At 37.9% G+C, this 12151-nt stretch carries 16 protein-coding genes; 10 read left to right on the top strand and 6 right to left on the bottom strand.

Annotation, left to right across the window (positions count from 1 at the left end):
• The first annotated feature begins 10 nt into the window (after positions 1-10).
• The 3 genes from ANA_RS10015 to ANA_RS10005 are packed head-to-tail and all read left to right on the top strand — an operon-like array spanning position 11 to position 1655.
• Positions 11-487, top strand: coding sequence for a GNAT family N-acetyltransferase (locus tag ANA_RS10015; protein WP_015079955.1), 477 nt, complete (start codon positions 11-13; stop codon positions 485-487).
• On the top strand, positions 484-1143 hold the full coding sequence (locus ANA_RS10010) for a ComF family protein (RefSeq protein ID WP_015079954.1): 660 nt from the start codon (positions 484-486) through the stop codon (positions 1141-1143). The genes ANA_RS10015 and ANA_RS10010 overlap by 4 nt, the downstream gene beginning before the upstream one ends.
• Positions 1144-1199: 56 nt before the next feature.
• Complete coding sequence (locus ANA_RS10005; protein WP_015079953.1) at positions 1200-1655, top strand: PPC domain-containing protein; 456 nt, start codon at positions 1200-1202, stop codon at positions 1653-1655.
• Between the two features lie 431 nt (positions 1656-2086).
• Here the strand turns inward: ANA_RS10005 and ANA_RS10000 are convergent, their stop codons facing one another.
• The 3 genes from ANA_RS10000 to cobS form a co-directional block, all read right to left on the bottom strand.
• A complete protein-coding gene (locus tag ANA_RS10000; protein ID WP_015079952.1) occupies positions 2087-2374 on the bottom strand; it encodes a type II toxin-antitoxin system PemK/MazF family toxin in 288 nt (95 codons plus the stop codon).
• Complete coding sequence (locus ANA_RS09995; protein ID WP_200863818.1) at positions 2364-2729, bottom strand: hypothetical protein; 366 nt, start codon at positions 2727-2729, stop codon at positions 2364-2366. Before ANA_RS09995 ends, ANA_RS10000 begins: the two co-directional genes overlap by 11 nt.
• Positions 2730-2984: 255 nt before the next feature.
• Positions 2985-3761 (bottom strand): adenosylcobinamide-GDP ribazoletransferase, encoded by a 777-nt coding sequence (gene cobS / locus ANA_RS09985; RefSeq protein WP_015079950.1) that lies wholly within the window; start codon positions 3759-3761, stop codon positions 2985-2987.
• Positions 3762-3972: 211 nt separating this feature from the next.
• On the opposite strand from cobS, the gene ANA_RS09980 reads away from it, so the two are divergent.
• The 5 genes from ANA_RS09980 to psbM all read left to right on the top strand — a co-directional run bounded on the left by ANA_RS09980 (position 3973) and on the right by psbM (position 6652).
• Entirely contained in the window at positions 3973-4425 is a 453-nt protein-coding gene (locus ANA_RS09980) for a hypothetical protein (protein WP_015079949.1), read from the top strand.
• A gap of 253 nt (positions 4426-4678) precedes the next feature.
• On the top strand, positions 4679-5815 hold the full coding sequence (gene tgt / locus ANA_RS09975) for a tRNA guanosine(34) transglycosylase Tgt (protein WP_015079948.1): 1137 nt from the start codon (positions 4679-4681) through the stop codon (positions 5813-5815).
• 75 nt (positions 5816-5890) lie between these two features.
• Positions 5891-6028, top strand: a complete 138-nt coding sequence (locus ANA_RS24465; protein ID WP_006195022.1) for a photosystem II reaction center protein K — start codon at positions 5891-5893, stop codon at positions 6026-6028.
• 133 nt (positions 6029-6161) lie between these two features.
• Positions 6162-6458, top strand: a complete 297-nt coding sequence (locus ANA_RS09970) for a 2Fe-2S iron-sulfur cluster-binding protein (protein ID WP_015079947.1) — start codon at positions 6162-6164, stop codon at positions 6456-6458.
• 89 nt (positions 6459-6547) lie between these two features.
• Positions 6548-6652 (top strand): photosystem II reaction center protein PsbM, encoded by a 105-nt coding sequence (gene psbM, locus ANA_RS24460; RefSeq protein ID WP_015079946.1) that lies wholly within the window; start codon positions 6548-6550, stop codon positions 6650-6652.
• 146 nt (positions 6653-6798) lie between these two features.
• Here the strand turns inward: psbM and ANA_RS09965 are convergent, their stop codons facing one another.
• On the bottom strand, positions 6799-7650 hold the full coding sequence (locus ANA_RS09965; RefSeq protein WP_015079945.1) for a universal stress protein: 852 nt from the start codon (positions 7648-7650) through the stop codon (positions 6799-6801).
• A 509-nt stretch (positions 7651-8159) separates the two neighbouring features.
• On the opposite strand from ANA_RS09965, the gene ANA_RS09960 reads away from it, so the two are divergent.
• Positions 8160-8570 (top strand): GNAT family N-acetyltransferase, encoded by a 411-nt coding sequence (locus ANA_RS09960; protein ID WP_015079944.1) that lies wholly within the window; start codon positions 8160-8162, stop codon positions 8568-8570.
• Positions 8571-8603: 33 nt separating this feature from the next.
• Complete coding sequence (gene rnhA, locus ANA_RS09955; protein ID WP_015079943.1) at positions 8604-9512, top strand: ribonuclease HI; 909 nt, start codon at positions 8604-8606, stop codon at positions 9510-9512.
• A gap of 85 nt (positions 9513-9597) precedes the next feature.
• Here the strand turns inward: rnhA and ANA_RS09950 are convergent, their stop codons facing one another.
• Positions 9598-11478 (bottom strand): ABC transporter ATP-binding protein, encoded by a 1881-nt coding sequence (locus ANA_RS09950; protein ID WP_015079942.1) that lies wholly within the window; start codon positions 11476-11478, stop codon positions 9598-9600.
• A 47-nt stretch (positions 11479-11525) separates the two neighbouring features.
• Positions 11526-11990: a hypothetical protein gene (locus ANA_RS09945; protein ID WP_015079941.1), complete on the bottom strand. Its 465-nt coding sequence runs from the start codon at positions 11988-11990 to the stop codon at positions 11526-11528.
• Positions 11991-12151 lie beyond the last annotated feature (161 nt).

Below are 12151 nucleotides of genomic sequence, written 5' to 3'. Positions count from 1 at the left end.
ACATTTTATTATGTATCAATACCAAGATTTTATCATTCGTAATTGGCAAGAAAAAGACCGTGTTTTAGCAGCCACAGTTATTAGTTCTATATTATCAGAATATGGTTTACCTTGGCAACCAGAAGAAGCAGACAAGGATGTATTAAATATTGAAGAATATTATTTAGCAACTGGTGGGGAATTTTGGGTAATTGAACACCAGAATCAGATTGTCGGGACTGCTGCCTATTATCCCATCAATCGCGGCGAAAAAGCGGTAGAAATTAGAAAAATGTATCTTTTACCAAAAGTACGCGGTTTAGGATTAGGAAAATATTTATTACAACAACTAGAAACAGCAATTGCTTTGCGGGGATTTGAGCAAATTTGGATTGAAACCGCCAGTATTTTAGCTGAAGCTGTTAAACTTTATGAAAGTAATGGTTATCTACCAACAACAGGTGTAGAAACTAGCAGATGTGATTTAGTCTATGTAAAATATCTATGATCAAGATATTCCAAAACCTTCTGAGTCTTTTTCTTAAATCCTCTTGTCCCCTGTGTCAGCGTTCTACAGATAAGGAACTTTGTCCATATTGCATTAAGCAAATTCAAAGTTGTCACAAACAAAATCCTGCTTATTTATGGAAACAACCATTACCAATATTTGTGTGGGGAAATTATGGTGGTGCAGTCAAAAGAGCGATCGCTGCATTAAAATATGAGAATCAGCCACAAATTGGTTATGTGTTAGGAGAATGGTTAGGGGAATCATGGTTATTACATTCACCGCAACCACAACAACAGCTTTTAGTTGTTCCTATCCCTATGCACCCCAAAAAACAAAAACAACGGGGTTTTAATCAAGCTGCATTAATAGCTGAAGGTTTTTGTAATGTGACAGGATACAAATTGAAAATCAATGGTTTAGAACGCATCAAAGAAACCAAAGCACAATTTAGTTTATCCGCAGTTCAAAGACAAGAAAATTTAGTAAATGCTTTTGTGATTGGTAAAGATTTGCGTCGTCATCCCCATATACCAATCTTATTAGTGGATGATATTTATACTACTGGTGCTACTGTTAAAGCTGCTGTACAGACTCTTGAACAACATCAAATTACAGTCTTGGGTGTAGCTGCTGTTGCCACGACAAATAAATAAAAATCAAGCTATATTAGATTAGTTACCCTGTATTTCTGGGAACAGTATTTCAATTTATGAAAAAGATTTTTGCAGTGGGTTTCAGAAACATCTTAATTATTCCTATTACATTGCTAACAATGGGGATTTGGATCAAAACAGCCTCAGCACAAAATAAGTTATATAGCCCTATTCCGTTAACTAATTTGACAGAAATTTCTGATACCTTATCAAACAAAGATATTCCCACAGGACAAGGGGGATTTGCTCGTGATTATGCAATCAAATTAAATCAGGGTGATAATTTATCTATTGATTTGTCATCGGAAAACTTTGACAGCATTATTACACTATTAGCACCCAATGGTTCAACAGCAGGAGAAAATGATGATGCTCCCGACGGTACAAGTAATTCTCTATTATTTACCCGCATTACAGAAACAGGAACTTACATTGTGCGCGTTCATTCTTTTGGGGAAACTGGGGTAGGGAAGTTTAAACTCAAGGTGACAAAACTGCAACCTGTGAAGTAGGGTTTGCGCGTTCAATCCATCCTTAATTGGGTATAATTGAATTGACGAGTTAAACGAAATAAATTATGAAAATTCAAGTAATCATATATGAAGCAGAAGCAGGCAGTTTTTGATTAATTTATCACAAATTATACTCAATAAAACTAAGAAAATAAAATTTTATGTTTTCAATAGTCGGTTTTAACCGACTTTAGCTATAAGACAGGGAATTTATTCCCTGGATTTTGGAACATCAATTTTGAATATAAAAATCCGCTAATTATATATCTTGACAATAGCACAAAATTTCAAGATGTCAATACCCTAGTAAACTCGTTAGCTTATTGATTACATTCTCAATAATCTTGAGAATTAACTCAGAATATTCTCAATAAACACAAGGATGTGATTTTTTTGAAAAAGAGAGATTGAAAAAACTTATATGTCTGATGTCAGACTACCACGATATGCCACAATCCGAGAAACATCAATCGAAGTGTTACCAAATGATCAAGTCTGATGGTTGATGATTTACGAAGACCACTCATAATAAAATCTGGATTTTCTGGTCTGAGAATAATATCTGTATGAAGGGGATTTTCGGGAATACGGCTGGTGATGAGGGCAAAAATAATGTGCTGATATGCTCCAATTGTATTGGTTAGACAATAGGCAGGACGGACTTTACTGGAAGATAAATCGTCAAAGGGAAATTGAATTAAAACGATTTTACCCTTCATGAGCTACAGGTTGTCCATCTTTCAGGGTATAAATATCTTCTTCTGGATCATGCAGAAAAGCAAAGCTAGGGTTATTGGAAACAGCATCTAACCAAGTTTGTTCATTAAGTTCATCTTCTGGCATTAAAAGAATAACGCGCACAACCCTGTCCTTTGCTTGGGGAATGGGATGATCAAGTTTGATTTGCCCTTGGGTATTTAGGATACCAGTGGTTTCAATCGCACGCATAGCTAAATCTAAGAGGGGTGATTTTATTCTAACATTATTTGGCTCGTTTATTGTCGCATGAGAAATTAGTAACTCGCGGACAATTTGGCGATATTTAGCTACACAAGTATCAAGTAAATATTGCATAAATTCAATCATTATCAGAGTAAAGAGGATTCGACGTATCATTCAACTCTATTGAGCCTGAATGGAGAAGCAAAGGATGGCTGAAACCTTCCATTTTGTAGATTGGTTTTAGTGCTTGAGGTTCATTAAGAATCATAATTTTTCTGGACTCCACTTTTAGAAAATGATAAAAATCCTGTTCATCATCATTATGATACATACATACATACCTTCCTTATTACAAAATTTATCTCAATAGAAAGATGGTATATATTATCACAGAAAGCTGGTAATTATACACAAAAATAACGCTTCAGTCCACTCCACCACAGCGCCATAAGTATCTCCTGTATGTCCACCCAACTGATAATCAAACCAAGCTGCGGTAACAACAGAAATTATACTTCCAGTCAAAACCATCCCCACAGATAAAACTAATTTCTGCGGATTAATTAACCAAACAACAGCACTCAAACCTAACAATAAAAATAAACTTGGTAACAAATCCAAATAAGAACGAATAGCTAGTTTATGAAATGCACCCTTACCAGTCGGTTTCAGATAAGGATATTGACAAATAGCCATTTGTTGTCCCCAACGTCCCCACCCACAAGCAGCCATTAATACAAAATAATGGTTTTCAGCTATCTCTGCTAAAGCAGAAGTTTTCAAAATAATAATTACAATAGCGGACATTGCCCCAAACGCACCTATAGCACTATCCATCATCACCTCTAACCTGCGTTCAGGATCACCTACCGCTAAACCATCAGCCGTATCCATCGCACCATCTAAATGTAACCCTCCCGTAATTGCTATCCACGCACCTACTACCAAAGCATTACGAGTTAGCACGGGGACACCCAAATAATTCATTCCCGTATCTAATCCACCTAAAATCCCCCCAATCATTAACCCAATCACCGGTGCAAAACAAGCAACCTTCTGGAAGTCCAAATTTTGCAGATAGGGTAAGGGAATAGCTGTATAGAAAATCACAGCCGCAACTAAATTTAGCAATTGCTGTTGCCACCAGCGCAAAACGTTAGCCATACTTTATATAGAGTTCCATCAGTCAAATACTTCCAGTATTCATGAATATAAATGTTCTCATCATAAATCACTCCCAGACTGACAATCTACCTCAAAAGATGAGACGATCGCCTCCTAAACTTGATATTTTGGAACTATGGGAAATTAACAATCCATCTTATTGATAGTCTGGCTGCGTTGTCACTCACCTTTCATAAACCGCTATTTCTCTATGAGTCATCATCTACCCCACACCAAAACGCCAGCTCCGTGTATAGTCAACATGGGCATAGTTGTCAACAAACTCGATATCCGCCGATTGCTGAATGATTTAGGTAGAGTCCACTACATCTACACCCAAGAAAATAAGCTACTGAGTGAGGGTGACGGGGATGTAATGGAAGTATTCGCTAATTCCCATCGCTCTACTTTAGTCACCAATAATGCACTATATGTGAATGTGGATAGTTTTGATTATCTGGAGTTAAAACTATCCCCACAGCAAGAAACCTACTTCGACTTAGTTCAAGAGCAAATGTGTTTACGGTTGATTCCTCTTTCTACTCCTTTGCAAGCAAGACGCGATCGCCAATTTAACGTTACGGTTATAGAAGCGATGATGGATCAAGTCCTAGCAGCTAGATGGGATGCGGAAATTGATGACGACTGCTGTGATTCTTTTTAAAGGAGTCAGGAGTCAGGAGTCAGAAGTCAGGAGTCAGGAGTCAGAAGAAGGAGAAAAAGAAAGGATGTAACAACGTAGGAATTGTAGATCCCCCTACGGTATTAGCAAACCCTAACAAAAAAATCATATCCTCTTTGGGGTCATAGTGGATTGCGGGGTATGACCCTCACAAGACAAAAACCCCCACGAACGCCCTAAGTAACACCAAAAATGTTAAGTTGATGGATAAATTTAGCTAACTAGTATTTTTGCCTTGAGCGCCAATTTTTCCTTTGAAAGTCTCGCTACCTGTAGCCAGACCAAAGCTAGAGCCGGAATATTTTCTACTCCCCACGGAATTGTAGAAACACCCAGGTTTATGCCTGTGGGAACATTAGCTAATGTCAAAACTATCACCCCTGCCCAACTGGGAGCAACAGGAGCGCAGATGGTTTTAGCTAATACCTATCATTTACATCTCCAACCGGGAGAAGCCATTGTTGCTGGTGGTGGTGGATTACATAAGTTCATGGGTTGGTCTGGTCCCATGCTCACCGATTCCGGTGGATTTCAGGTTTTCAGTCTGAGCGAAATGCGGAAAATTACTGAAGAAGGTGTAACTTTCCGTTCTCCTCATGATGGGCAAATCATTAAATTAACGCCAGAACGCTCTATTGAAATTCAGAATATTTTAGGGGCGGATGTGATCATGGCTTTTGATGAATGTCCTCCCTATCCTGCCACTCGTCAGGAAGTTGAAGCCGCCACTGACCGAACCTATCGCTGGTTAAAACGCTCTATATCCGCCCATCAACGCCAGGATCAGGCATTGTTTCCCATTGTCCAGGGGGGAGTATATTTAGACTTACGCGCCCGTGCTGCTCAAGAATTGGCGCAGTTGGATATGCCGGGATATGCCATTGGTGGGGTCAGCGTGGGTGAACCAACGGATTTAATGGCGCAAATTGTCCAAACTACAGCGCCGTTGTTACCGCTGAATAAACCCCGTTATTTGATGGGTGTGGGAACTTATCGAGAAATGGCCATTGCGATCGCTTCTGGTGTAGATTTATTTGATTGCGTTATTCCCACCCGCTGGGCTAGACATGGAACGGCTATTGTCTCCGGTGAACGCTGGAATATCAAAAATGCTAAGTTTCGTGAAGATTTTACACCATTGGATGCAGATTGCCCTTGTTACACCTGTGAAAATTTCAGTCGGGCTTATTTATCTCATTTAGTGCGATCGCAGGAAATATTAGCATATACTTTGTTGACTATTCATAACATCACCGAATTAATTCGCTTTACTCAAAAGATTCGCGCATCAATTTTGAGCGATCGTTTTGTTACCGATTTTGGTCATTGGTTAGAACCATCAGCAATTGATTTAGAAAAAACTGAGGACTGATCATTGAGCTAATCATGATAAAATATATCTCGCATATAAAATCTGTATTTGATTATTAGGTGGATTTAAACAAACATGGAAGCAGCACTATTACTAGCGAAATTGCCTGAAGCTTACCAAATCTTCGACCCCTTGGTAGATGTTTTACCTGTTATTCCCGTCTTCTTCTTGTTACTTGCATTTGTTTGGCAAGCAGCAGTGGGTTTTAGATAAATTACCCATTGCCAATTTTTTGGACAGGTAACATCCACCTGTCCTATTTTTTGGTAAAATTAATAGTTCTTAATATTTTGCAAGAAATCCATATAATTAATCCAGTCACATACTAAATTACCAGGAAGCTACGATGGGAAATATCAAATTTGTTAAAGAAAATCAAGAAATAGTCGCCGCAGATGGTGCTAATCTCCGACTTAAAGCTGTAGAAAATGGCATTGATATATATAAATTTTTCGGCAAAATGACCAATTGTGGTGGTGCTGGACAATGTACTACTTGCGTTGTCCAAATCACTGAAGGATTAGAAAACCTGTCTCCGCGTACAGATTTAGAAACCAAAAAATTCAAAAACAAGCCTGATAACTACCGTCTCGCTTGTCAAACCTTAGTTAATGGACCCGTGACTGTTATCACCAAACCTTAAAGGCTGATAAAAAAATTTGGCTTCACTCTGTCATGGATGATGCTATTCTAGAATAGTTGACTCGAAATTACACAAAAGGCTATCTTGCTATGCAAGTTAATGATTTGGGTTTCGTAGCGAGCATTTTGTTCGTATTAGTACCCGCCGTGTTTTTAATCATGCTTTACATCCAAACCTCCAAGACTGAAGGTTAATTAACAGCCTTGCGAACAGCTATTAGCTTTTGTGAGCATTTTAAAATCGGTGGAAAAGATAGTTAATACTTGGGCTATAAAATAAAAACCCCCCTAAACTCATATAGTGTAGGGGTTTTTATTTAGTCATCGCTAATATGAAGACATTATCCAATAGTGCGTGCCAAGAGAACTGGACAGGTAGCATTAACACGAACATAGTCAGATAAAGACGAGCCAATGAGCCGATCTATATCAACAAAACTCTTAGCAATAGATGGGCGACGGTCCGGGGAACCAATCAATAATAAGTCTATATTCAACTCATTAGTTAAACGACAAATTTCTTCCCCAGGTTTACCACTGCTAGTAATACAACGCACTGCTACAGATTGCTTTTCTGCCTCTGCCACAGCCATTCCTAACACAGAATTTCTCTCTGGTTTAAGATCAGTAATACCTGATAATTTACCACCTAAATCTGCATTAACATTAGCTAAAACCAATTGTCCACCCGCAACACCCCTAAGTAAGAACAAAGCCAAATTTAAAGAGTTTTTGGCAGATTCAGAATTATCCATGGCCACCATAATGCGCTTAATGTTTTTGACATAAATGTCATCTTTCACTAGCAACATGGGACGGGAAGACAGTTGGAAAACGTACTGACTGACGGAATTGGAGAAAATAGATTGTAGCCGCTTCATTCCCCGTGAACCCATAATAATCAAGTCAGCTTCCATTTCGTCAGCGACTTGACAAACTACATCCTTGGGATCACCTTGACGTAAAATAGAAGAAACTTGGCTGGGGTCTAAGTTTAAATACTGAATAGCCTTAGCGAGAATTTTGCCCCCTTCTTCCCATTTGTCGGTCATTACAGCCGCAGTGCTTTGTGGGGTGACAACGTGGAGAACTGTGACCTTTGCTCCTCGAAATGAAGGTAGTTCTTTCAAGTTCTTGAGCATTTCTTCCGCGTGTCCTAAACCGGAGACAGCCAACAAAATTTTTTGGATCATTTTTCCGTCTTTGTCGTGAAGGTTTTTGTGGTTTTTGCTGCTAGTATTGAGCTATGGCTGCGTCAGGCAAGCTATCAGAATGTTTTTTTCTGATGTGCTAAATAACCAAGTTAAGTATTTAGGCATAAATTAACTGATTAGCAGTAAAACTAATACCAACAAGCAGAAGAGTGATTAATATTAAGTTTATTTACGCCTAACTACGTGAAGTGACAACCAGGTTGCCTATCATTCATATCATACAACTAATTGTGTCTAATGAAATTAATAAAAGATGATGTTAGTTATGATTTGTCATCTATGTTAATTTTTTTTAATTTAAGTTAATTATTACCATGATCATTTTTCGGAAATTAAACAACAAATAGCAGAATATCAAGCTTATGCTGAAAAAATGAGAGCAAAAATACCGTTTATATTGTCAGCATTCAGCCGTCAATTTTCAGCTTTTCGTAAAAAGATAAATTTAATTTCTGCTTGAGATTTACAGGATTGATAAAATCAAAAAAATGAATTACCAAGTTGTTAATCAATTAGATGAAACCCAAATTTCCGAACTTGTGGAATTATACAAAAATGAGTTCTGGAGTCACAACCGAACATATCCAGGTGTTGTCAAAATGTTAGCTGCATCTGATATTATCATCGCTTTAGTAAATGAGGAAAAAGAACTAATTGCTTTTTGTCGTATTTTGACTGATTTTGTTTATCGCGGAGTTCTTTATGATGTCATTGTTAAACCTAGTTACAGAAAAATGGGATTTGGTGCTAAGTTATTAGATGAAGTCGTTAATCATCCCCAATTAAAAGAAGTTGAAAATATGGCTTTGTTCTGTTTACCAGAGATGATACCATTTTATCAACAGTGGGGTTTCACTAATGAAGTTGTGAACTTAGAATTAATGTATCGTTATCAATAATATATCAATCCTTGAGAATTCTCTAATTTGATCATGTCTACCCAAAGTCTAATTCAAAGTATATATACAGATGGCGCTTGCACAGGTAATCCTGGCCCTGGTGGTTGGGGTACAGTTGTCTATTTTCATGATGGTTCAGTGCATGAAATGGGTGATTCATCCCAGCACACCACTAATAATAAAATGGAAATGCAAGCTGCGATCGCTGCCTTGGAATTTTTCAAATCATCTCGACAAACTGAACCGATTACCCTGTACACAGATAGTAAATATGTCATTGATTGTGTGACAAAATGGGTAAAAGGCTGGAAAAAAAACGGCTGGAAAAAAGCAGATGGGAATCCCGTCCAAAACCAAGACCTCCTAGAAATTCTGGATCAACTCAATAGCCGACTGGTACAATGGGAACACGTTCGCGGACATTCTGGTAATATTGGCAATGAACGCTGTGATGTCATTGCGCGTTCCTTCGCCAACCATAAAATCCCTCACCTCAAACAATTATTACCTGGACTTCTTCACGAAAATTTACCTAAAATTGGGGAAATAAGCCCAGCAAAAGTATCTAATGATCCAATAAACTCTACAATAACTAATAAAAACACACTAGAAAGCAGTCCGTCTGCATCAGATACAAGCACTATGGAACTATCTACAACACCAACTGCGACTACAACCAACGAACAACCCACGGAAATCAGGGTTTTACAACTTCGCAACTTGGTGGAAACCTTACGGATTGCAGACGAAATTGCCGAAAAAGGCTACCTAATTACCAGTTCAGAATTAGCAGACTTAATGGGTGTTCACTCTAGCGCCGTTACCAGCCGAGGTGATGAATGGCGGTGGCGAAATTGGATAGTTTCACGGGTAAGACGGGAAGGAAATCAAATTCTTTGGGAACTCGAACGTGGGGACAAAATAGCCACAGAAATAGATTGAAAAATATAATTTTTGATTTTCCTTAAATCTTAAAACCCGTAGGGGCGCAGGCTATGCGCCCTTGATTGCATTTCAAGACCTTTGATTAAGCTCCTAACATTTGTAAATTGTGCAAAGTGGCATAAAATCCTTGTTGTTGTAGCAATTCTTCATGACTTCCCTGTTCAATTAATTCCCCCCGTTTCAACACAAAAATCCGGTCTACATTGCGAATTGTTGAGAGACGGTGAGCAATAATAATTGAAGTCCGTTGGATTAACAACTGATTTAAAGCTGATTGAACTAAAGCCTCCGTCCCCACATCTAAACTAGCTGTGGCTTCATCTAATACCAAAATTTGGGGATTACGAATAGCCGCCCGCGCAAAGGCTAAAAGTTGTTTTTGTCCACTAGAAAGATTTGTCGCCCGTTCTCGTAATTGAGTATCATAACCTTGGGGTAATTGGTTAATAAACGTCGCTACATTCGTCTTTTCTGCTGCTTGTTGAATTTCTGCAAAACTGTAATTATCACCTAAAGTAATATTACTTTTAACATCACCAGCAAACAAAAACGCCTCTTGCAAAATCACCGTCATATAACGTCGTAGTTCCACTTGAGGAATCTCGCGGATATCCACACCGTCAATCAGAATGCGTCCTTGGGTTGGTTCATAAAGACGACATAACAGCCGAATAATTGAACTTTTACCCGCACCTGTGGGACCAACTAAAGCCACCTTTTCCCCTGGGTGAATGGTAAAGTCTAAATTCTTAATAACGTAATCATCATCTTTATAAGCAAAGGAAACATTTTCAAACTTAATTGCTCCCAAAGCCGGAACGGGTGTAAAATCTTGAGATTCTAACTTAGAAACTATCTCATTAATATAGCCAAATTCAAAATCTAAATTTGAACTTTGAGGCTGAGAATAATCTTTAATTTCGATAGGTTCATCTAAAATATCCACTACTCTTTCAATAGCCGTAAACCCAGATTGAATCACCGTAAACTTTTCCGCAAAATTCCGTAATGGTTCAAAAAATTGTTGGGCATATAAAATAAATGCTGATAAAATCCCAAAGGAGATTTGTTGATTTAACAATAACCAACCACCTAACCATAATACTCCAGCAATAGCAATTAAACCAACCCATTCTAAGGTTGCAGAAACTGCGGAATCATACCAAATGCTAATATCTACTTCCTTAATATAACGTTGGTTAGCAGCTCGAAATAACTCAACATTAAATTTTTCGCGGCGAAATAATTGAACTATATTAATCCCGACAATATTTTCTTGAAGTTGAGAATTGAGTACAGAAAGTTCTTCCCTGGTTTTATAATTAGCCCTTCGATACCGCTGTTGAAAATAAATCATCAACCAAGTTATTGGAAACAGGATGAATATCAACAAAGAAGCAAGTTGCCATTGAATAGAAAACATCAATCCTACAATTACTACCATAGATAGTAAATCAGAAACAATGCCTACAGCCCCAGTGGAAAAAACATCTCCTAAACTTTCGACATCACTCGTTAGTCTAGTAATCAATTTACCTACAGGTGTGCGATCAAAAAACCGCACAGCTAAAGATGTTACATGAGTAAATAAATCTTCACGAATATCTGCTGTGATTTTTTGCCCTAATTTTTGCACTAAATAACCTTGGACACTTATTAATACTAAGCGGATAGTAGTTGCAATGAGCAACATTCCAATCAAGATATTTAAACCTTGCCCCAGAGGGATATTTTGCAGAAATTGATATGTACTTGGTTCTTTGCGAATTAACGAAATTGCCTGTCCCACTAATAGGGGTTTGATAGCACTAGCAACAGCAATCGGAACAAGCATTAACATGGATACTGCTAATAGTTTGCCATGACGACGACCATAGGGGACTAAGCGTAAAAATAACCGCCAGTCATTTTCTCGACGACGGTATTCGGGATTGGATTTAGTTGGAGATGGAGAGATGCCCATAAATAACAATTTAGGAAAAAAATAATGTGAAATTCTGCCCTGGGAGACTAATTTTTTTCAAAATTTAAGCCATTGATTTCTTGACATTTGGCCTGTGCGGCTTGATAAGCTGTCAAATATTCTAGCCCCCCCAACATAACATCACCATAATAATCATAGGGGGCTTCGCCATAAATAGGTAAAGGATCATCCTCTGGATAATCTTCTTTGGATTCTTCCACAATGGCTTTGAGTTTTTTGGTACTTAGAGCTTGAGCCGGAAAATAATAAAGTTCTTGGGGATTTTTTTGTAAATAAGGAAGTGTCGGATCTATAATTACATCATTAACTTCAATCCAACCATGTTCAACTGGTTTATAGGGCTGACCAGCAAATACTAAAAAGCCTTGGATATACTTTGCCCCTTGGGTGATTAAAACTGCTTTATAAGCATTATCAAAAGGTTTTTTAGCTTTACTTTTGATGGCTTTGGCAATTTCATTAGATAGGGTTTCATCTAATAATTTGTTCATGGGGTAAATTTCTCCTTTAATGATTTTGTCAATTATTAATATACACTGTACTAGGCAATTTTTAATCAGCAAGCCCTATATAGCGATCGTAAATTAGTTATGAAAAACAAGATCCCCGACTTCTCTAAGAAGTCGGGGATCTGACTCTGGCAATGTTCACA

Source organism: Anabaena sp. 90 (genome assembly GCF_000312705.1).
Classification (GTDB): domain Bacteria; phylum Cyanobacteriota; class Cyanobacteriia; order Cyanobacteriales; family Nostocaceae; genus Dolichospermum; species Dolichospermum lemmermannii.
Note: the sequence above shows the minus strand (reverse complement) of the source record. Positions and strands in the feature narration are given on the sequence as shown.

Bases quoted from the DNA above. Each gene is read 5' to 3' on its own strand.
- rnhA (WP_015079943.1), top strand. From the start codon at position 8,604: ATGTCTACCCAAAGTCTAATTCAAAGTATATATACAGATGGCGCTTGC.
- cobS (WP_015079950.1), bottom strand. From the start codon at position 3,761: ATGGCTAACGTTTTGCGCTGGTGGCAACAGCAATTGCTAAATTTAGTT.
- ANA_RS24465 (WP_006195022.1), top strand. From the start codon at position 5,891: ATGGAAGCAGCACTATTACTAGCGAAATTGCCTGAAGCTTACCAAATC.
- ANA_RS09945 (WP_015079941.1), bottom strand. From the start codon at position 11,990: ATGAACAAATTATTAGATGAAACCCTATCTAATGAAATTGCCAAAGCC.
- ANA_RS09965 (WP_015079945.1), bottom strand. From the start codon at position 7,650: ATGATCCAAAAAATTTTGTTGGCTGTCTCCGGTTTAGGACACGCGGAA.
- ANA_RS10005 (WP_015079953.1), top strand. From the start codon at position 1,200: ATGAAAAAGATTTTTGCAGTGGGTTTCAGAAACATCTTAATTATTCCT.
- ANA_RS09960 (WP_015079944.1), top strand. From the start codon at position 8,160: ATGAATTACCAAGTTGTTAATCAATTAGATGAAACCCAAATTTCCGAA.
- psbM (WP_015079946.1), top strand. From the start codon at position 6,548: ATGCAAGTTAATGATTTGGGTTTCGTAGCGAGCATTTTGTTCGTATTA.
- ANA_RS09970 (WP_015079947.1), top strand. From the start codon at position 6,162: ATGGGAAATATCAAATTTGTTAAAGAAAATCAAGAAATAGTCGCCGCA.
- ANA_RS09995 (WP_200863818.1), bottom strand. From the start codon at position 2,729: ATGCAATATTTACTTGATACTTGTGTAGCTAAATATCGCCAAATTGTC.
- ANA_RS10015 (WP_015079955.1), top strand. From the start codon at position 11: ATGTATCAATACCAAGATTTTATCATTCGTAATTGGCAAGAAAAAGAC.
- ANA_RS09980 (WP_015079949.1), top strand. From the start codon at position 3,973: ATGAGTCATCATCTACCCCACACCAAAACGCCAGCTCCGTGTATAGTC.
- ANA_RS09950 (WP_015079942.1), bottom strand. From the start codon at position 11,478: ATGGGCATCTCTCCATCTCCAACTAAATCCAATCCCGAATACCGTCGT.
- ANA_RS10010 (WP_015079954.1), top strand. From the start codon at position 484: ATGATCAAGATATTCCAAAACCTTCTGAGTCTTTTTCTTAAATCCTCT.
- ANA_RS10000 (WP_015079952.1), bottom strand. From the start codon at position 2,374: ATGAAGGGTAAAATCGTTTTAATTCAATTTCCCTTTGACGATTTATCT.